This is a genomic window from Nocardioides sp. 616 (assembly GCF_002930065.1).
Lineage (GTDB): Bacteria > Actinomycetota > Actinomycetes > Propionibacteriales > Nocardioidaceae > Nocardioides > Nocardioides houyundeii.
Genome location: NZ_POAG01000015.1, coordinates 37,947 through 57,846, shown reverse-complemented (window position 1 = coordinate 57,846; position 19,900 = coordinate 37,947). Strand labels below are relative to the sequence as shown.

The 19,900-nt window shown below is 71.7% G+C and carries 14 protein-coding genes; 7 read left to right on the top strand and 7 right to left on the bottom strand.

Going from position 1 to position 19,900, the window contains the following annotated elements:
* Nucleotides 1-38: 38 nt before the first annotated feature.
* Together C5H89_RS06115 and C5H89_RS06110 are read right to left on the bottom strand one after the other, a co-directional pair.
* The gene (locus C5H89_RS06115; RefSeq protein ID WP_104106165.1) at nt 39-509 is read right to left on the bottom strand and encodes a tRNA (cytidine(34)-2'-O)-methyltransferase; all 471 of its coding nucleotides are present in this window, start codon (nt 507-509) and stop codon (nt 39-41) included.
* A 22-nt stretch (nt 510-531) separates the two neighbouring features.
* Entirely contained in the window at nt 532-1,065 is a 534-nt protein-coding gene (locus tag C5H89_RS06110) for a MarR family transcriptional regulator (RefSeq protein WP_205304891.1), read from the bottom strand.
* 106 nt (nt 1,066-1,171) lie between these two features.
* On the opposite strand from C5H89_RS06110, the gene C5H89_RS06105 reads away from it, so the two are divergent.
* The 3 genes from C5H89_RS06105 to C5H89_RS06095 are packed head-to-tail and all read left to right on the top strand — an operon-like array spanning nt 1,172 to nt 4,112.
* On the top strand, nt 1,172-1,813 hold the full coding sequence (locus C5H89_RS06105) for an NAD(P)H-dependent oxidoreductase (RefSeq protein ID WP_104106164.1): 642 nt from the start codon (nt 1,172-1,174) through the stop codon (nt 1,811-1,813).
* A gap of 32 nt (nt 1,814-1,845) precedes the next feature.
* A complete protein-coding gene (locus C5H89_RS06100; RefSeq protein WP_104106163.1) occupies nt 1,846-3,219 on the top strand; it encodes an FAD-binding oxidoreductase in 1,374 nt (457 codons plus the stop codon).
* Nucleotides 3,216-4,112 carry an LLM class flavin-dependent oxidoreductase gene (locus C5H89_RS06095; protein ID WP_104106162.1) on the top strand — a complete coding sequence of 299 codons (897 nt, stop codon included), beginning with the start codon at nt 3,216-3,218 and terminating at the stop codon, nt 4,110-4,112. Before C5H89_RS06100 ends, C5H89_RS06095 begins: the two co-directional genes overlap by 4 nt.
* Before the next feature lie 118 nt (nt 4,113-4,230).
* Here C5H89_RS06095 and C5H89_RS06090 read toward each other — a convergent pair whose 3' ends face one another.
* The gene (locus C5H89_RS06090) at nt 4,231-5,517 is read right to left on the bottom strand and encodes a FlgD immunoglobulin-like domain containing protein (protein WP_162799248.1); all 1,287 of its coding nucleotides are present in this window, start codon (nt 5,515-5,517) and stop codon (nt 4,231-4,233) included.
* Nucleotides 5,518-5,593: 76 nt separating this feature from the next.
* Between C5H89_RS06090 and C5H89_RS18875 the strand changes: the two genes are divergently transcribed.
* Nucleotides 5,594-5,752, top strand: a complete 159-nt coding sequence (locus tag C5H89_RS18875; protein ID WP_162799236.1) for a hypothetical protein — start codon at nt 5,594-5,596, stop codon at nt 5,750-5,752.
* Between the two features lie 71 nt (nt 5,753-5,823).
* Here C5H89_RS18875 and C5H89_RS18870 read toward each other — a convergent pair whose 3' ends face one another.
* Complete coding sequence (locus C5H89_RS18870) at nt 5,824-7,551, bottom strand: discoidin domain-containing protein (protein ID WP_162799247.1); 1,728 nt, start codon at nt 7,549-7,551, stop codon at nt 5,824-5,826.
* Nucleotides 7,552-7,788: 237 nt separating this feature from the next.
* On the opposite strand from C5H89_RS18870, the gene C5H89_RS06080 reads away from it, so the two are divergent.
* Nucleotides 7,789-8,874 carry an SDR family oxidoreductase gene (locus C5H89_RS06080; protein ID WP_104106160.1) on the top strand — a complete coding sequence of 362 codons (1,086 nt, stop codon included), beginning with the start codon at nt 7,789-7,791 and terminating at the stop codon, nt 8,872-8,874.
* Nucleotides 8,875-8,949: 75 nt separating this feature from the next.
* Here the strand turns inward: C5H89_RS06080 and C5H89_RS06075 are convergent, their stop codons facing one another.
* Nucleotides 8,950-9,153: a cold-shock protein gene (locus C5H89_RS06075; protein WP_101523180.1), complete on the bottom strand. Its 204-nt coding sequence runs from the start codon at nt 9,151-9,153 to the stop codon at nt 8,950-8,952.
* A 439-nt stretch (nt 9,154-9,592) separates the two neighbouring features.
* Between C5H89_RS06075 and C5H89_RS06070 the strand changes: the two genes are divergently transcribed.
* The gene (locus tag C5H89_RS06070) at nt 9,593-17,785 is read left to right on the top strand and encodes an Ig-like domain-containing protein (RefSeq protein WP_162799246.1); all 8,193 of its coding nucleotides are present in this window, start codon (nt 9,593-9,595) and stop codon (nt 17,783-17,785) included.
* Nucleotides 17,786-17,815: 30 nt separating this feature from the next.
* Here C5H89_RS06070 and C5H89_RS06065 read toward each other — a convergent pair whose 3' ends face one another.
* Complete coding sequence (locus C5H89_RS06065; RefSeq protein ID WP_104106158.1) at nt 17,816-18,607, bottom strand: SDR family oxidoreductase; 792 nt, start codon at nt 18,605-18,607, stop codon at nt 17,816-17,818.
* Between the two features lie 133 nt (nt 18,608-18,740).
* Here C5H89_RS06065 and C5H89_RS06060 point away from each other — a divergent pair, with 133 nt between their 5' ends.
* On the top strand, nt 18,741-19,238 hold the full coding sequence (locus tag C5H89_RS06060) for a MarR family transcriptional regulator (protein ID WP_104106157.1): 498 nt from the start codon (nt 18,741-18,743) through the stop codon (nt 19,236-19,238).
* Nucleotides 19,239-19,244: 6 nt separating this feature from the next.
* Here C5H89_RS06060 and C5H89_RS06055 read toward each other — a convergent pair whose 3' ends face one another.
* Nucleotides 19,245-19,874, bottom strand: coding sequence for a maleylpyruvate isomerase family mycothiol-dependent enzyme (locus tag C5H89_RS06055; RefSeq protein WP_104106156.1), 630 nt, complete (start codon nt 19,872-19,874; stop codon nt 19,245-19,247).
* Between the last annotated feature and the right edge of the window lie 26 nt (nt 19,875-19,900).

Sequence of the window (19,900 nt, the reverse complement as noted above, 5' to 3'; positions counted from 1 at the left end):
TCCGGACGCGCGGGAGCAGGTGAGATCCGTCGCCGGGACTAGTGCGCGCCCGGGAACCCGTGCTGCCGCCAGGCCTCGTAGGTCACCACGGCCGCGGAGTTCGACAGGTTGAGCGAGCGACGGCCCGGCACCATCGGGATCCGGAGCCGCTCCGTCACCCGGCCGTGGTTCAGCACCTGGTCCGGGAGGCCCGTCGGCTCCGGTCCGAAGAGGAGCACGTCGCCGGGCTGGAACTCGATGTCGGTGTACCAACGCGTCGCGTGCGCGGTGAAGGCGAACACCCTCGAGGAAGCTAGCGCCTCGCCGGCCAGCGCGGTGTCGAGGTCAGGGTGCACCTCGACCGAGGCCAGGTCGTGGTAGTCCAGGCCCGCGCGCCTCAGCTTGGACTCCTCGAGGTCGAAGCCGAGCGGTTCGACCAGGTGCAGGGTGGCGCCGGTACCGGAGACCATCCGGATCGCGTTGCCCGTGTTGGGCGGGATGCGGGGCTCGAGGAACATCACGTGAAACACGCCTCACGTTATCCCGCGGCCCTCAGCAGTCGGGGATCCGCTCGCGGCACTCGGGCGGCCCGCCTTCGGCGCACGCCACGGCGATCGTCCGAGCCGCCTCGCCCAGAGCAGCGAGCTGCTCTGGTGTCAGTCTGTCAATCACCAGTCGGCGCGCCTCGCGGGCGTGGCCCGGTGCGATCTCCTCGAGCTTGGCCATCCCTGCCTCGGTGAGCAGGGCCTCCGTGCGCCGAGCACCGGACACGGAGCAGGACCCTCGCTGCACCCAGCCGGCGCGCTCGAGCCGCGTCACGGCGTGCGAGATCCGCGAGAGCGATCCCTGGGCGAGCAGGGCCAGGTCACTCAGGACCACCCTGTGTTCGGGCGCCTCCCCCAAGGCGGCGAGCAGCTGGTACTCGAACGAGTTCACTCCACCGTCGCGCTTGAGCTGAGCGTCCAGGGCGGCCGGAAGGGTCATCAGGAGTGCCACGAGCGAGCGCCACTCGCGCTGCTGCTCGGTCGTCAGCCACGGCTCGTCCTCCTGGGCCGAGTGGATCCGGCTCTCGTTCTCTGCGGTCACGTACCCAGGATAGCGCGGGGCTTGAATGTTCAAGTCACAGCGGCTACCGTGTGACTTGAACATTCAAGCGGGGTCGATCCTCGCGCCCCCTCGTCAGGAGCCTCCCGTGTCCATCCTTCGTGTCGATTCCTCCATCCAGGGCGACAACTCCGCCAGCAGCGCCCTGGGCGACCTCGTCCTCACCGAGCTCACCACCGCGCACCCCGACGCCCCCGTCGTACGCCGCCACCTCGGCCGCGACCCGCTGCCCGCGGAGGCCTGGGCGTCGGCAGTCGTCGGCGGCGCCACCGCGGAGACGGACCGCACTGACGCGCAGCACCAGGCTCTGGCCCTCGCGCAGCAGCTGGCCGAGGAGCTGCAGCAGGCCACCACGGCCGTGCTCGCGCTCCCGCTCTACAACTTCGGCGTCTCCCAGCACGTGAAGTCCTGGATCGACCTGGCGCTGGCCGGCGCCCCGCAGGGCGCCCGGCTGCTGGAGGGCACCCCGACCGCTCTGGTGGTCACCCGCGGCGGCGCCTACGGCGCCGGGACCCCGCGCGAAGGCTGGGACCACAGCACCGACTACCTGCGTCGGATCCTGGTCGACCTGTGGGGCGCGGACCTGACGCTGATCGAGCGCGAGTTCACCCTCGTCGGCATCAACCCCGCTCTCGACGAGTTCGCCGAGCTGGCGGCGATGATGCGCAAGAGCGCCGAGGAAGCTGCCATCGAGACCGGAGCTGCGCTGGCGGCCCGGCGCGCAGCCTGAGCCACCCAGGACCGGCAAAGAAGAGGCGCACCATGACGCAGCACGGACGGGCAGTCCGATCCGACATCCCGGCGCACCGCCGTCCCGGGATCGACTACGACGGGCTGCCCGACGTGCTGGCCGGGACCGCGGTGGAACCCGGCGACGCTGCGTACGCGGGCCTCCGATCGACGTACCTGCGCGGCGGCAGCCCGGGGCTGGTGCTCCGACCTCAGGGCCCGGCCGAGGTGGTGGAGGCCGTCGGGGTCGCCCGGCGCCACCAGCACCTGCCGTTGGGAGTCCGCAGCGGCGGTCACGGCATCAGCGGTCGCTCCACCAACGACGGCGGCCTCGTCATCGACGTCGGCGCCCTGGACGCGATCGAGGTCCTCGACGCATCCCGTCGACTCGTCCGCGTCGGGCCCGGCGCGCGGTGGAAGCACGTCGCCAGCGCCCTCCAGCCCCACGGCTGGGCGCTCGGCTCGGGCGACTACGGCGGGGTCGGGGTCGGCGGCCTGGCCACCGCCGGTGGCATCGGGTTCCTCGGCCGCAAGCACGGTCTGACCATCGACCACCTGCGCGCCGTCGAGATGGTGCTGGCCGACGGCTCCGTCGTACGGGCCAGCGACACCGAGCACCCCGAGCTGTTCTGGGCCGTCCGCGGCGCCGGCGCCAACTTCGGCATCGTCACGTCGTTCGAGTTCATCGTTGACGAGGTGCCCGACATCGGCTGGGCCCAGCTCGCCTTCCGGGTCGACGACCCGGCAGCGTTCCTCGAGGAGTTCGGTCGCGTCACCGACGCCGCCCCACGGGAGACCACCCCCAACCTGATCATGGGCGGTTCCGGGGTCGCCCAGATCATGGCGATGGTCGCCTCCGACGACCCCGACGTCGTCGTGGCGCAGCTCCAGCCGTTCGCCGAGATCGCGCCGCTGGTCCAGCAGCAGGTGGTGATCGCGCCGTACGCCGCGGTGATGAACATGTTCCCCGACGCGCCGCACCAGGGACGCGGCGAGCCGGTCTCCCGGTCCGGGCTGGTCACCGAGCTCACGCCCGAGGTCGCCGCCGCGAGCGCGCGGCTGCTCGCCAGCGGCGCGGTGCACTGGTTCCAGCTGCGCAGCATGGGCGGGGCGGTCGCCGACGTGGCCTGGGACGCGACGGCCTTCGCACACCGCGACGCCCGATTCTCCATCGTCGCCATGGGCGCCAACGCCCAGCGCGTCGACCGCGCCTGGGGCCAGCTCCGGCCGCACCTGTCCGGCAGCTACCTCAGCTTCGAGACCGACACCGGCCCCGACCGCCTCCTCGAGGCGTTCCCGCCGGCCACCCTGGCCCGACTGCGGACCCTGAAGGCCGAGCTCGACCCGACCAACCTGTTCCGCGACAACTTCAACCTCGCCACCTCACCCACCAGGAGCCTCGCATGACCGACTACGGGCACGACCTGCTCTTCGGCACCTTCGTCACCCCGACCAACCAGCCGGTCCACCACGCGGTGGAGCAGGCGATCGTGGCCGACCGGGCCGGCCTGGACCTGGTCACCTTCCAGGACCACCCGTACGTCGCGAAGTTCCACGACACCTGGACCCTGATCGCCTACGCCGCGGCCCGTACCGAGCGGATCCACCTCAGCGCAAACGTGACCAACCTGCCGCTGCGCCCGCCCGCAGTGCTCGCCCGCAGCGTCGCCACGGCCGACCTGCTCTCCGGCGGACGCGTCGAGCTCGGCATCGGCGCCGGCGCCTTCTGGGACGGCGTGGAGGCCATGGGAGGACCTAGGCGGACCGCTGGCGAGTCGATCGCGGCCCTGGAGGAGGCGGTCAGCATCATCCGCGGCATCTGGGACACCGACCAGCCGGGCGGCCTGAGCGTCACCGGCACCCACTACTCGGTCAGCGGCGCCAAGCGCGGTCCGGCGCCGGCCCACCAGCCCGGCATCTGGATCGGGGCGTACAAACCCCGCATCCTGGGCGTCACCGGCCGGATGGCCGACGGCTGGCTGCCGTCCCTGCAGTACCTGCCCGGCGGCGTCGCCGAGCTCGCCGCCATGAACGCGTACATCGACGACGCCGCCGAGTCCGCCGGGCGGGCCCCCCGTGCGGTACGACGCTTCCTCAACATCGCCGGCAGCTTCGCCCGCACCAGCACTGGCGTCCTCCAGGGCCCGCCCGAGCAGTGGGTCGAGGAGCTCACCGACGTCGCCCTCACCTACGGCACCAGCGGGTTCATCCTCGCCTCCGACGACACCGCCACCACCGAGCTGTTCGCGGCGGAGGTGGCCCCCGCCGTACGTCGTGAGGTCGCCGCGGCGCGCGCCTGAACGGGCTGTGTCCACCCGCGCGAGTTCCTTTGTTTCAAGGACGAGCGTGCCTGTCCGTCGGCTGACCCTGCCACAGAAGCTGGAGCTGGCTGGGTGCGAGCCGGGTGGCCAGGGCTGGCTACCCGGCGACGGCCAGGTAGCGGAGGCTCACCGTGAAGGTGCCCACGTCGAACGCGTCGTCCCCTTCGGTCCAGAACTCCCAGTAAGCGCCCGGCAGTCGCCGGCGTTCGCGGTCCGAGTGCTCGACCCCGTCGCCATGGACCGGGTCCTCGACCCATCGCGTTCGTCCGGTGCTGTCGGAGGACACCATGGCCTTGGCTCCCGGCCCGCCCGCTCCCGCGGAGAGGTGGCCGACGTCGGTCCCGCCCGGGATCGTCGGCTCACCGGCGAAGGCGACCCGGATGGCGTCCACCCCGCGCACTGCCTTCGGCACCGCCAGGAAGTGGTGTGATCGGGCGCTCCCCATGAAGGGGGGTTGGCTCGGCTCAGCCCGGTGGGTCAGTCCGCCCGCGAGACGGACACTGGGCGTCACCTCCCCACGGGGGACGGTCATCTGGCACTCGGGAGTCGTACTGCCGCTGCAGGGCGGGGTCCACGCCTTCTGCGCCGCCAGCACCCGGGTCCGTTGACGCCACACCAGCCGATCCTGGGAGACCCACAGCCGCAGCGGCTTGCTGGCGCCCTCGTTGCCCAGCCTGTCGACCCCCGACACAGTGGCGAGGTAGCGACCTGGCGGCAGCGGGCGTCCCCGACTGTCGCGACCCTCCCAGACCAGCTCGTCGTCCCGGTCCAGGGAACGCAGGTCACGGCGCAGTACGACGCCACCGGACGCGTTGCGGAAGGTCACGACACCGCTTCGCACCTCACCGTCGGAAGCCTGGCCGACGAACAGGCGTACGCCGTCCCGGACGGCGACCGAGCGCGGGTAGACCTTGGAGACCTGGTCGCGAGGGGCGCCGAAGCGCTCCGAGACGAATACCCCTGCCTCGAACGTCAGGTCTAAGAACGCGAACGACTCCGCGCGACCCTGTGGCGTCAGAAGGTGGACCTCGTACGAGCCCTCCGGCACGAGCCTCCCCTGTGGGGTCCGCCCGTTCCACGTCCAGGTGTGGCGGCCTGCTGGCTTCCACCCGAGCGCGACGGTGAACGGCGCAACCTCGGTGCGCGGCTCCACCCGGATCTGGACGACAGCGCCGACGCGGAGCTGGTACCCGACCTCGAGACGGTCATGGTCCCCGTCCCCGTTGGGCGAGAAGCTGGGGTAGTCCTCCAGGAAGCGCGGCCTCTGGTCAGCAGGTGCCGCAGCTTCGAGAGAAGTCGCCGTGGCGGCCTGGCCCCCGAGAAGTGTTGTCAGCAGCGCAGTCAACAGCGCCGTCACCATCAGTCCGAGCCCCCGTGCGTTCATGTCCGAAGACTAGGGGCCTTGGTCGCTGACCTCGTCGCTGTCCAAGGAGGCCTGACTCAGCTGCCTGCGAAGCTCGTTGCGCTCGTGCCGGGTCAGCGCCTCCCCCGAGAGCAGCGGCGCCGAGCCGGTGATCGGCATCCACGTCTACGGCGCCGACATCGGCACCCTGCCGCGGCGCAGCTACGACCCGGAGACCGGGGCCGTGCACTGGTTCACCTCCACCTGGGCGCGCTGACGCAGGGCCGGGCAACGCGCCTCCTCGGCCAGGTCGCGGCTGACCTGGCCGAGGAGTCCGTCGCTCTCAGGTCAGCGGCAGCCGCCCCACGAGCCGCGCCCATGGGTCCGCGCGGCGCGCTGCACCTTGGTGTAGGCCTTGCGCTTGGTGAAGGACCCCTTCGCCACCCGCAGGTGACCGCCGCGCACCAGTCGCTTCCCCAGGTCCTTGCCGCCCACCATCACGTAGCGGCTCGATGCGCGCTTGCCGGTTGCTCGGGCGTCGCGGACCAGGACCACCTTGGTGCCCTGCTTCAGCACCTTCCGGGCCGCCTTCCGGGCGGCGGGACGACACGACGAGCGGGGCTGCTTGACCCCGACGAGCTTGACCACGGCCTTGCTCCCGTCGGCCAGCCGGACCCGGATCCGGTCGGCTCCAGGTGCGCTCAGCACGGTGCCGGCGACGCGTCGTGGTTCCGTCGTGGCACCGGCGCCGGTCTCGGTCGCCTGCCCGCCGGTGGATCCCGTGCCGGCTCCCGTGCCGGAGTCGGGGTACCCCACCGACCCGTAGACCTCCAGGTCGAAGAGCGAGATGCCGTAGCGCGTCGCGCGCTTGGCGGCACTGACTCGGACGTGGCGGGCCTGCGTGGCGTCGAAGGCGGCGGTGTCGTGCCCGCCGTCGCCGTTGATCGTCTCCCACACAGTGCGCCAGGTGGCGCCGTCGTCGGAGACGTCGATCCGGTAGGCCGAGGCGTGCGCCTTCTCCCAGTTGAGCACCACCCGGTCCACCGACCGGCGGGCGCCGAGGTCGACCTGCAGCCAGGCGCCGTCCGCCCACTCGCCGCTGGCCCAGCGGGTGGCGGTGTCGTTGTCCACGGCGTACGACGGGGCGAATCCGTGCTCGGTGCCCGAGGCCTGGACCTGCTGACCACGGGCCAGGTCGGTGCCGAAGAGGGTGTCGTAGACGATCTTGGCGCCGGCCTCCATGCCGGAGGCGAACGGGTGGTACTCCATCGCCTTGAGGATGTCGATCCACTTGCCCTGCACCCAGGCGTCCTCGCCCGCGCAGGCGTCGTGGCCGCGCGAGGGGCCGTACAGGTCGACGTACTTCGCGCCGCGGTCCGCCGCGGCCTCGGCCAGCGCGGTGTTCAGCTGGCGCTGGAGGCTGTCGGCCCAGAGCATGTCCTTGGGCGTCATCGGGACCGCGCCGTTGGTGCACGAACCGCTCTCCGGCATGAGGCGGAGGTAGCCGACGACCGCCACCTCGGCGTACGGCGACCGCTCGCGGATGCCGTCGAGCACGCCGAGCACGTCCTGCTTGGTCTTGACGATCTTGGCGGCCATCAGGTCGACGCCGCCCTGGGTGAACTCGTCCTGACATGGCGACCCGTTCGGGTCGGTCTCCATGACCTCGGGGCAGCGGTCGATGAGCGTGCCGAAGAGGCCGCCGTCGTTGCCGCCGATGCCGAGGGTGACCAGGTCGGTGTCGGGGCGCAGCGCGTCGAACTGCGGCGGCGCGGTACCGAGGATCCCCTCCTGCGGGGTGGTCATGTGCTCGGTGCGGGCCGAGGAGCACGAGACGTCGGTGAGCTCCACGCCCAGCCGATCGGCCAGGATCCGTGGGTAGTTGTTGGTCGAGCGCGCGCACGGCGCCAGGCTGGTTGGCGGGATCAACGGGCCCGCGGTGAACGAGTCGCCGAGAGCGACGTAGTGGTCGAAGGGACGCGTCGGCACGGCAGCCTGGGCCGGCGTCGCCCCGGCCAGGACGGTGGCGATGGAGCCGACGAGAGTGAGCGCCAAGGTGGCGCTGAGGCGTGACAAGAGAGGAACCTTCCCGAGGTGTGCGAGTCCGAGGGGCTGCAGCCGGGGGAAGCGGGGAGGGACATGGGACCGTGGGTGTGCGGAGACCTCCGGGTGTCGGCGTGTGACACCCCGGCGCCGACGCCGCCCCTCCCGGTAACGCCGGCCGGAGCACCGTATGTCGGGCCGGGTGCAAAGGCCAAAGTGGTCCAGACCACCCTAGAGTCGTAGACCGACCCCCAACGCGAGAGGACCTCCATGTCCGAGTCGACAACCACCTCACCGGGGCGCGCCCTGGTCGTCGGAGCCACCGGAATCGTGGGGCAGTCCGTCGCCCGGCGACTCCTCGAGGACGGCTGGGAGACCTATGGCCTCTCACGCAGCGGCTCGACGCCCCACCCCGACGTACGCCCTGTCCGTGCCGACCTCGGCGATCCCACGGGGCTGGCCACAGCGCTGGCCGACGTGACACCGGAGTTCGTGGCGATCACCGCGTGGACCCGGATGGAGACCGAGTCCGAGAACATCCGGGTCAACGGCGGCGCCGTGCGTGACCTCCTGGCGGCGCTGTCCCCGGGCCGGTCGCTCCAGCACGTCGCCCTGATGACCGGGCTCAAGCACTACCTCGGCCCCTTCGAGGCCTACGGCCAGGGCGCGATGCCGGACACCCCGTTCCACGAGGACGAGGAGCGGCTGCCCTACCCCAACTTCTACTACGCCCAGGAGGACGAGCTCTTCGCCGCCGCCGAGCGCGACGGGTTCACCTGGAGCGTGCACCGCTCCCACACGGTGTTCGGGTTCGCCACCGGCAACGCGATGAACATGGTCGCCACCCTGTGCGCCTACGCCTCGCTGTGCCGCGAGCAGCACCTGCCCTTCGTCTTCCCCGGCTCGGAGAAGCAGTGGAACTCGCTGACCGACGTCACCGACGCCGGCCTGCTCGCCGAGCAGATGACGTGGGCCGCGCGGACGCCGGCGGGTCGGAACCAGGCGTTCAACACCGCCAACGGCGACGTCTTCCGGTGGCGCTGGCTGTGGCCCCAGATCGCGGCCTGGTTCGACCTGGAGTGGGAGGGGTACGCCGGTGCGCCGCGCACCCTGGAGGTCTCGATGGCCGGCACGGAGCCGCTGTGGCGCGAGATGGCGGCCAAGTACGACCTGGTCGAGCCGGACCTGTCCCGCGTCGCGTCCTGGTGGCACACCGACGCCGACCTCGGGCGCGAGATCGAGGTCGTCACCGACATGAACAAGAGCCGCGCCGCGGGCTTCTCCGCGACCCGCGACTCCCGGAAGACGTTCTTCGACTACGCCCAGCAGTACCGCGACGCCCGAGTCATCCCCTGAGCACGAGCGGGGCGGAAGCGCCTGAACGCACGAAGAGCCCCGACCGCATGGCGGTCGGGGCTCTTCGGAGTTAAATCAGGAGACGCGGACGTTCTCAGCCTGGGGACCCTTGGGGCCCTGGGCGAGGTCGAACTCGACCTTCTGGTTCTCGTCGAGCGACTTGTAGCCACCGGACTGGATCGCGGAGAAGTGGACGAACACGTCCTCGCCGCCACCATCCTGAGCGATGAAGCCGAAGCCCTTGTCAGCGTTGAACCACTTAACGGTGCCCTGTGCCATGATCTGTTCCTTTGTTCGGTACCGGGGAGCACTGTGCTCCGCGGGCCGCTGAAGACATCCAAACTGAGCTGATGTCCAGCGAACCGAAAACCAGGAGTACGAGATACAAGCCGCGACATGGTGTGCGGCCAAGACAGCTCTAGGAGCCATCCCTTCAACAAGATGAACCATACGTCATCAGGCAAGGAGTTGCCGATTCGGCGACGACTTCGCGATGCCTCGGCCTCTTGATGGTCCTCCGCTTCAGGCGGCGAGCGGCAACGTCCGTCATGGTCCGGAAGGACTATGCGCTGGCCGATGTGCCTGCACATCTCGTCCGATCGGGCAGTATCGCCGGCTTCCGCGTCATGCGCGCCGGTGATGGCTCAGGGTGAGCCGAAGCGACGCGCAGGCGTTGTCCCGCTCCCGCAGAGCGGTCCTACGCGAGCGGCGGAGCACTGTGCAGCACTCCACACATCTCAAGGCGGCCCATCTCAAGGCGCTCTCCTGGCGCATCCCCCTCGCGGCCCTGGGGGGTCTGGGTGTCGCTGTCCTCCTGGTGCTGGCCAGCCTGCAGCTCGCCCTCCCGCACCTGAGGATCACTCCGAGCACCTCACCAGCCGGCGCGTTCGGCATCGGCGTGGCACCCTTCGCTCTCTTCGGACTGGCGACCGTCGTCGGCGTGCTCATGGGCGCGAGCGTGGTCGCCGTCCTGGCCCGCGACGCCTGCTCCGGCTGGCCCGTCCGTCTGCCCCAGGCTTGGGGAGACGCCTGGCGGGCCCTTCCCAGACTCACCGTGCTGACTCCTGTCCTGATGGCAGCCCTCTTCATCTCGGTGCGCTGGTGGCAGTACGTCGACCTGGCGGCGCTGCTGCTGCTCCTGGTGGGTCTGGCGGCACCCGCGACGCGCCCCCTCGCTCGCCGCCACCTGTGGCTCGCCGTCCCCTTCGCGCCCGCGTTGGCACTGGTCGTGCTGGGCGCCGTCGTCACGGCCTCGGTCCTCGGACGGCACGCGGTCCTCGGCGCGGTGCGCGACGCGTGGTCGACCTCGTGGCCCGCACGAGCCCGAGTCGCCGGCTCGCTGCTCGCGCTCGCGGTCACCGCGTGGGCGCTCGGTGCTCTGGGAGCCTCGGTGCAGGCCTCCTCGCTGCCGACCGGCACGGTGATCGGTTTCCTGCTCGCGTTCACCGCTCTGCTCGAGGCGGCGGTCGGTCTGACCCTGGCGGTCGTGGGCCTCATCGCGGGGTCGCCGCTGCTGCCCCGCCCCTCATACGGCGTCGGGGTCGAGGCGAGGCGCGCCCGCCGCGCCCCGCACTTCTGGGACCGTCGGAGGCTGGCGAGCACCGCGGTGCTGACGGTCCTCAGCATCGCCCTGCAGTCCTTCTCGTTCAGCGGCATGGCATTCGCCGCCAACGCCGCCGACGGGGCGGACAGTCCATCCGCCTCCGTCGACGAACCCGTCGATGAACCCGTCGATGAGGAACCCGGCACGAACCCGCTCCTGGTCAACACCCTCGACGATTCCCTGACCTATCCCGCGACCGACTGCAGCACCCGGAGCGCACCGTGTGGCGTCCGCGCCGCGCTCGCGACGGCGTACGACCGGTTGGCCGGCAGTGACGGCTCGGTCTCGGTGCGATTCGACCTCGAGGGCACCGTCTTGTTGGCAGGGGTGCTCGAGCTGCACGACGGGGTCAACCTGTACGCCGCCGGCCACGACGTCGTGCTCGACGCGCAGCACTCAGGGCGGGCCCTGCACGCGGCCGCCTCCACGCCTGCGGCCTGGGGCACCCAGCTCAGCGGCATCACCGTGGTCGGCGGACGCAGTGTCGGTCCGGGGGCCGGGCTGCTGGCCGACGACGGCGTCCGGGTGACGCTCAACCAGGTGGTCTTCCGCGACAACGTGAGCGGCACCGACGGTGTCACCACGGGCACCGACGGGGGCGCGGTCGCCTCCTCGGGACAGGTCGACGTGAACCAGAGCACCTTCGCCGACAACCGGGCCAGGTCCGGACGCGGTGGTGCCGTGGCCGCCGGCGAGCTGGCGTGGAGCAACTCCACCTCGGTGCGCGACACGGGCACCGGCGCCACCGGGGGTGCGCTGTTCAGCACCGGCACGGCCTACGTGCAGCACGCCACCGTGGTCGGCGGCGGCGGGGTGGCCGGATCCGGCGACCCCGTCGAGCTCACCAACAGCATCGTCGACGTGCCGGACGACGGACCGGCGGTGGCCTGCGACAACGTCGCCAAGGGCCAGCCGACCGGCAACCTCGACCCGACCGGGAGCTGCCACGGCACCACCGGGCACCTGACCCGGGCGACGGCGCCGGGCGACCTGAGCAGCAGCAACCGGCCGACCCCCACGATCCGGCTCTTCGAGGGCTCCAACGCGATCGGGCTCGGCGAGCAGGCCCTCTGTGGGTACGCCGATCAGCTCGACACCCTGCGGCCGTACGGCGAGCGGTGCGACGCCGGTGCCTTCCAGAGCGACTTCACCGCCCCCGTCGTGCTCGAGATGTCCCTGAGCTCCCGGACCAACCCCGCGCAGCACAGCGACCCGGTCGTGGTGGACGTGCGGGTCACCTCGACCGCGACCGTCCCAGCCGGCAGCGTGCGGGTGCTCGACGGCACCCGCGTCGTCGGCACCGCCGAGACGCTCGACGCGTCCGGGCGTGCCGCGATCACGCTCCGCGACCTCTCTCCGGGCCGGCGCCAGCTGGTCGCCGAGTACGTGCTGACCGACGGCGACAGCGCCGCCTCGTCGCGCCCCCTCGAACAGGTCGTCTCGGTCGAGACCTCGCTGGAGATCACGGCGCCGGGTCCGGTCCGCCTGCACGACCGCGTCACCGTGACGGCCACGCTCCATTCTCCGGCCGGGAGCGACCCGGCCGACGCGACGGGCACGATCACCTTCACCACCTTCGACGCCAAGGGCAACCCGGTACAGGAGACGCAGCCGATCGCGGGCGGTGCGGCCCAGCTCGAGATCGCGTCCCTGGAGGCCGCCTCGGTAGAGGCCTCCTACTCGGGTGACGAGCTCTTCGGCTTCACGCTGCAGTCGCAGCAGATCACCACCGAGGACCTCGCCACGACCACCACGGGCACGGTCCTCAAGGCCGAGGCCGGTGCCCCGCTGGTCGTCCAGGCCGACGTCGTGGACGCCGTCGGGCCCGTGCGCTTCGCGACTGTGCGGCTGCTGGAGGACGGCGAGCTGCTGACCGATGCGTTCGTCTTCAACGGACGCGGCACCCTCCAGGCGCCGGCTCTCGCCCTCGGCGCGCACACGCTGACCATCGAGACCCACCCGACGACCGGCTGGGCGGACTCGTCGACCACCATCGTGGCGCACGTGGTGGCGAGCGGCACCAGCGTCACGATCGACCCGGTGCAGCCCATCACCTACGGCCAGGACGTCGAGGTCTTCGCCCGGTTCACCGGCGTCGGCCGGTCCGATGTACGACTGCTCGACGGCGACACCGTGCTGCAGACCAAGACCCTGGACCTGCCGGGCTACACGGCGTTCTCCGCGCCGCTGGACGTCGGGAGCCACGTGCTCACGGTCGACGTCGTCGGCTCGGCCAGCACCGCTCCGAGCCGCTCCGCCCCGGTCACGGTCGTGGTCCCGAAGGTGCCTGTCACCCTCTCCGTCGGCCTGGGCACGATCGCCGAGCTCGGCGGCGAGAGCACCCTCGTGGTCGCCGGCAGCAACGAGGGCAACGGCCGACTGCGGGTGATCGAGACCGCGGGCGGCACCACGATCGGCAGCGGCACGCTCGCCGACGGGGCCGGGCTGGTCACCTTCACCCCGCTCGTCGCGGGCGAGACCACCCTCCGGATCGAGCTGGACCCCGACCGCCGGTACGAGGCCGCCTCGGTCACCACCACCGTCGCGGTTGCCCGCACCACGCCCCCCAGGCCCGACCTCACCTGGAACGACACCCCCACCGTCGGCGACGCGACCCTGCAGGTCCGCTTCGACGGCGCCCTCACCGGCACCGTCCTCCTCGTCGACGAGGAGACCCGCACCACGGTCGGCACCGCGCGGCTCGTCGAGGGCGCCGCCGCCATCGCGTTCACCGGCCAGGCGGGCATCTGCTTCTGCGCCGACCGGCTGATCCTGGAGTACGCCGGTGACGAGCGCTGGGCGCCTCGCACCTACGGGGCGGTGCCCGACGTACGGCTGCCGCTGCAGGTCACCACCACCACGCTGGCCCAGCTCCCGGCGGTCATCGCGTTCGACGACCCGCTCACCCTCACGGCCTCCGTGGCCTCCACCACCGATCCCGACCCGCAGGGCACGGTCGTCTTCTCGGTCGACGGGACCGAGCAGTCCGCCGTCGACGTCGTCAGCGGCGTCGCGCAGCTCCCGCTGGGCAGGCAGCAGCCCGGACGGTACGACCTGGGCGCCCGGTTCGTGCCGGGCGCCGGCACCGGCCTGGCTGCCAGCGCTGCGGCCACCGCCTCGGTGACGGTGGCGCACCCGACCGCACCTGAGGTGGTCCTGACCACCCCGGACGCGCCGGTCGTCGGCACCCCTCTCACGGTGACCGTCACGGCCGGACACCCCCTCGCCAGCTCGGCCGTCCGTCCGGGGTCCCTCGTCAGCCTGGTCGACGCTGCGGGCGAGGTGCTGGCCACCGGCACCTGGCCCACCAACGACGCCCGCTCGCTGGACATCGAGCTGACTCCCCGCCATGCGGGTGCCCTGCTCCTGCAGGCCCGGTTCGACTACGGGCCGACGGTGCAGCCCGGGGTCTCGCAGGTGCTCACGCTGACCGTGGCGCCCCGACCGACGCCGCTGAGGCTGACCTCGCGCACGAGCTCGCCGCAGCTCGGGCAGGTGATGACCCTGCGCGTGGGGCTCGACGAGCTTCCTGCCGACCTGCGTTCCTCACCGCTCGAGGTGACGGTGACCGACCCGACCGGTCAGGCGCTGGCCACCGGCGTCATCGGCCTGGAGGACGACCACGTCGACCTCGAGCTGGTGCCCGCCGTCGCGGACTACGTGACCTACCGCGTCACCACCGGCGGTGACGGTGCCGACCTCGGAGCCGGAAGCGCCGAGGCCCGGGTCTACGTCTGGCGGGCCGACACCACCCTCACCCTGGTCGCCGGCGACCCCGTCAACGTGTTCCGTCCCTGGCGCCCGGACGTGCGGGTGCAGGCCGACACCGCTCATCCCAGCCTCCCGGCGCCGACCGGGAGCCTGACGATGTCGATCTCGGGTCGCACCCTTACCTGCGACCTGAGTGAGCTGGGCACTGCAGCGTGCGAGTTCCCAGCAGGTTCGCTCCAACCGCCTTCGGCGTACGTCTCCCTGCTCTACAGCGGCGACGCCCACCACGCCATGTCGATCGGCACCGGCAGCGTGCCGACCGTGCGGCCCTACACCGAGATCACCGCCGCCTTCGGCCCCGACCCGGACCAGTGGGTCGTCGGGGAGGACGTGACCGCAACCTGGCAGGTGACCGGCTCGCCTTCCGGCACGTCGACGGCTGGCACGGTGACGGTCTCGATCGGGAACGGCCGCACCGTCTTGTGCACCGCCGACGCGGGACTCGGCACCTGTACGTTCCCGGCCCCCGACCGCGGAACGATCAACCCCTACTACACCGGCCAGGACGAGGTGCTGGTCACCACCTTCGTCCCCCGCACCGACGACGTGGCTGGGAGCGAGGCCTGGAGGCACGTGCCGCGCCCGCCGCACTGCCTGCCGGTGAGCTCGCTGGGCACGGAGTACGCCGCGACCAACGGTCTGCAGCCCCCGTCAGCGACCCCGCCCACCCTGAGCGGCACCCCCTGCAACGTGTCCGGACAGCCCGGGTTCGTGGAGGGGCAGCCGCTCACGGCCGACTTCTCCGCCGCCTTGAAGGACCCCGCGCTGGCCAACTACCGGATGGACCACTGGGAGGCCGCCCGCAAGGGCACCGGAGACGCCTCCGCGAGGGCAGCCGCTTCCGCGAGGGCAGATGCAGGAGCGACGTTCACCATGCCCGCGAGCGCCGGACTCGTGCTCCGCGCGGTGCTGAAGTGGGCGCCCGTCTGCGTGACCGTGCGCCTGGGCACCGAGCGCGACGCGCCGGGGTTCGACGCCGCGTCGCAGGCCGCGATCTTCGGCTCGATGCGGGCCCTGACCACGCCCACCTGCGAAGACCCCCGCGGCGGGGTGTGGGACTACCACCTGCTCAGCCAGGGCAAGGCCCGCTACGCCGTCGGCACGCCGGTGCAGCTGGAGATCTCCCCCGACGACCGGCACCGGGTGCTCGACGTCGTCGGCGCCACGGTGTCGAACCCGACCTTCATGCCCGGCGTCCGGGTCACGGCGTCGCTGACGGCCACCAAGGACTCCCTGGTCTACCCCCGCTACCGCGACGTCCACGCCTGCACCGCGGTCGAGACCGGCGCCGGACCGGGAGGCAGGCTCACCGTCGTGTCCGGATCGATCGCGACCCGCGTCCAGCAGACGCAGATGAGCCGCTTCTACGGAGCGTTCGAGGATCCCAGCGGCGCCTGCCGGACCGCCACGGGGGCGGCCGGGTTCCTGGCCGCCACCAGCCTGACCCTGAAGGTCACGCCGTCCAACGACGGGACCGCGCAGCCGCCGCCGCACGCGGACCAGTACTTCTTCCTGGGACGTTGGCACAACGCGTTCCCCGGCGACGCGGCCACCCTGCTCGCGCCGACCATCCAAGGCACCCGGCCCGCCGCCTCGGCGTACCAGCCGGCGACCCAGGTGGTCACCGTGCCCGCGCCCGAGAAGGCTGGCGGCAGACCCGTCCGGTACGGCGCCTCCTTCGCGCACATCTCCTGCGCCCCGGTCGCGCTCGTGCTGGACCACCCGGTGCAGCGGGGCAGCGACCCCCGGTTGCGGCTGTCCGAGGCGAGCGCCTGCCCGGCCCGGCCGGACACCAACATCTCCAGCACGGCACCCGTCGTCGAGAGCGCCGAGCCGGCGAGCACCAACACCCTCGAGCGACGTACCGACTCCCGGGTGGCCTGGGCCCTGGTCGGCACCAAGGCCGAGGTCCGGGCCGACCCGCAGGTCCTCGGAGTCCCCTACGGCCAGCGTCACGCGGTGTTCACCACCCGGGACCAGCGTGGACCGCTGGCCGGCACCACGCCGAGCGACTCCAGCGGACAGCTCGGCACCGTCCGCGCCGGCGCCCAGTACGTCGTGAGCGCGCACTACACGTCCAACACGTGCGTGACTCCCGACGTCACTGTGCGTCCCGCCAGCTTCGGCTACCGCGTCGTCTCGACCAGCTGCCCTCCGGGCATGGTCGACCCGACGAACTGGGCGCGGGCCCGCCTCGTCGCGAACCCGAAGCCAGGGCTGGTCCCGGTGTGGAGCGTGGCGGGTGGCCGGCACGGGGTGTACGACCCCAACGCCTCCTACCACCCGCTCGTGACCTACCTCGTCTCCGCCCAGGCCCACTACTACCTCTACGGCGGCACCAACGAGCTGGTCCCGAAGGTCACCCTGAGCTACTGCGCACCACTGCCGGTGAGCAGCGCCCTGGTGGCCCACGGTGGACGCGCCCCCCTCGGGAGCTACACCACCTACGGCTCTGGCAGCGACCCGCTGGCGCGCGTCACCCGGGGAGCCCCGCCGGCATCCGGCCTGGTCGCCGACGACGACCCTGGCTGCCCGGGGCTGTCGGCTGCGGCCAACACCTCCCCGAGCCTGAGTCTCTCCAGCGCCGGGCAGCAGCTCTTCCGGCTCGAGGGCACCCGCAGCCAGGGCTCGACCGGTGCCTTCACGGGCACTCTCGGGCGGGTCACCGTCGGCCCCCAGGGCCAGGTCCCCAACGCCCCGGAGGTCGGCGTCTCCCTGCACTGCTTCGGGCTCAACACCGGCAAGCGCGTGGACGTTGCGCTGCCCGCCAACTGTCCCAGCGCCAACGGCGGAACGAGCGGCTTCACCAAGGGCACCGTCGTGCCGGTGAGCTTCGACGGCAGCTCCAAGGTCGAGTTCAACCACTGGAACGGCGTCGACAGCCCGAAGCCCTCCGAGGAACAGGGACACGACGCCGTCGTGGTGATGGACGGCCAGCGCGACGTGAGCGCTGACTACGACTCACTGTCGGTCTGGGAGCAGATGGGCAACTGGTTCAGCAACCTCGGCCAGCGGATCGTCGGCGCCTTCGTCTCGATGGCGCTCGGACTGCTCACGGGTGCCTACGCCGTGGTGCAGTTCACCGCACTGGTCTCCCAGGGCATCTCCGCCGGCCTCTCAGCGGTCGGCGTGCCCTCCTCGGTGACGAGCGTCTTCGACAACTACTCGGCCACCGTCGACAACATCGGGACCGTGGTGAACTCGCTCGGCGACTGCACGAGCAGCTGGGCCTCCGGCGGCAGGTCGTCGGTGCTGGCACTGCCGGGCAACGGCACCGCAGGGGCAGTGCTGAACGGGGTCAACAACCATGGCGGGACGGTGCTCGAGATCGTCGGGGCGAACAAGGCTTCAGAACATATGGGCACCGCCAGCACCGTGCTGGGGGCGGCCACGATGCTCACCACCGGCATCAACGACTGGACCCAGGCACCCAGCTGGTCCGCGGCCGGCGACATCGGGTCCTGCCTGAAGACCACGATCGGTGACGCCGCCGACAGGCAGGCAGGGATGTTCGGGGTGACCACGGGTCGGCCCTAGCAGCCCCGCTTCGGCGGCGTCGCCGGCAGCTCAGAGCATCGCCGTGAGCACTCCCCCGTCAGCCCGCACCGCCGCTCCGTTGGTGGCGGCGGAGAGAGGGCTCGCGAGGTAGAGCGCGAGGTTGGCGATCTCGTCCGGCTCGATGAACCGCTCCAGCAGCGAGGTCTGGTTCTGGCCGATGATCGCGCCCTTCAGGACCTCACTGGGGACGCCTTGGTCCCCCGCGATCCGGGCGACGGTGCCCGCGACCCCGTCGGAGTACGTCGGTCCGCCGAGGATGGTGTTGACCGTGACCTCGGTGCCGCGGGTGAGCTTGGCCAGCCCGTTGGCGAGCGCCAGCATCCCGGCCTTGGTGACGCCGTAGTGCAGCATGTCGGCCGGCACGTTCACGCCCGACTCGCTCCCGACGAAGAGGATGCGGCCCCAGGTCCGCGCCAGCATCCCGGGCAGCACGTGCCGCGACAGCCGGACGCTGCTCATCAGGTTGACCTCGAAGTAGCGCTGCCACTCCGCGTCCGCAATCTCTGCGAACGGGCGGAGCTCGAACAGGCCGACGTTGTTGACCAGGATGTCGAGACAGCCCAGCGACTCCAGCAGCCGCGACACCTGCTCCGGGTCGGCGAAGTCTGCGGCGACCCCGGAGACGTCCGCGCCGGGCACTTCCGCCTCCAGCGTGGCGACCGCCGTGCGGACCCGTTCGGCGTCCCGGCCGTTGATCACCACCGACGCGCCCTCTCGCAGCAGCCCCCGCGCGATCGCATAGCCGATTCCTTGCGTCGAGCCGCTCACGAACGCCGACTTGCCCGCCAGTTGCAGATCCATGTCTTCCCATCATCCGGTTCGGTAGTGCTGCCCCACGGGCAGACGATTCACTTGCTCAGTCAAGCGAACCCTAGGCGGGATGACTTTCCTGATCAAGTCATCACCACCGCGTGACATCCCGTAGCCTGCTGCCATGTCGGACCCCAGCACCCCCGCAGAGCTCAGCGGCGAGGACCTCGAGACCTGGGCCTCCCTGGCCACCGTGCTGGAGTGGCTGCCCTCCGCGCTCGACGCCCAGCTGCAGCGGGACGCCGAGCTGACGCACTTCGAGTACGGCGTCCTCTACGCGCTCGCCCAGGCACCCGACCGGACGCTGCGCCTCAGCGTGCTGGCGGGCTATGCCAACAGCTCCCTGTCCCGGCTCTCCCGAGCGGTCACGCGTCTGGAGACCAAGGGATGGCTGCGGCGCGAGACCGACCCCAGCGACGGGCGGTACACCCTGGCGACCCTCTCCGACCTGGGGTCGCAGAAGGTGGATCAGGCCACCCCCGGACACGTCGCCACCGTCCACCAGCTCGTCCTCGATCCGCTGACGCAGGCGCAGCAGAGGCAGCTGCGTCAGATCAGCCAGCGGATCATGCGCTCGATCCGCGACGAGGGCGGCTGGCAGCCCCCTGCCTCCTCGAGCTGAGCCGGGTCACGCCACGCCCCCCAGCAGCCGCGGGGCGCCGTCGCCGGTGAGCCGCGCCGCGGCGACCGGGCGACCGCTCACCGCGAGCAGCAGGTCGAGGGCGGGGCCCACCACCTCGGGACCGTCGCCCCAGCTGGTGCCGGAGGAGGCCTCCACCAGCTTCAGACCGGACACGCGTTCCCGCCCTCCCCCGAAGGAGACGGGCGTCCGGACCTGGTAGCCGAGGGCCGCGATCGTCGCCGGGTGCGGGTAGACCCCGTCTATCCCGAGCGGGCGCCGGATGTCCTCCCCGTGCACGATCGCCTCGACCAGACGCGTCGCCAAGTTCGCCGGCGGCGTGCGCGTCAGGGCACTGGCGGCTCGCAGGGACGCCAGGGTGTCGCGCGGCTCGGCGTGCTGCTGACGGGTGATCCCGCGGTCATTGGCCCGGTCGAAGCTCCCGCGCGCCATCACCATGTCGCGAGCGAACGACAGCCGGGTGGTCCTGGCGGTGTGCACCAGGTGCGCCAGGACGTCCCAGCCGGGGCACAGCGACGGGGTTCGCCACTGTTCCTCGGTCAGATCCGCCAGGTCGTCGGCCAGCCGATCCCGCTCCGCATGGACGACCGGCCAGACCTCCGCTGCCAAGCGTCGCATCCGCAGCCCCTCTCCCTCGTCGCGCC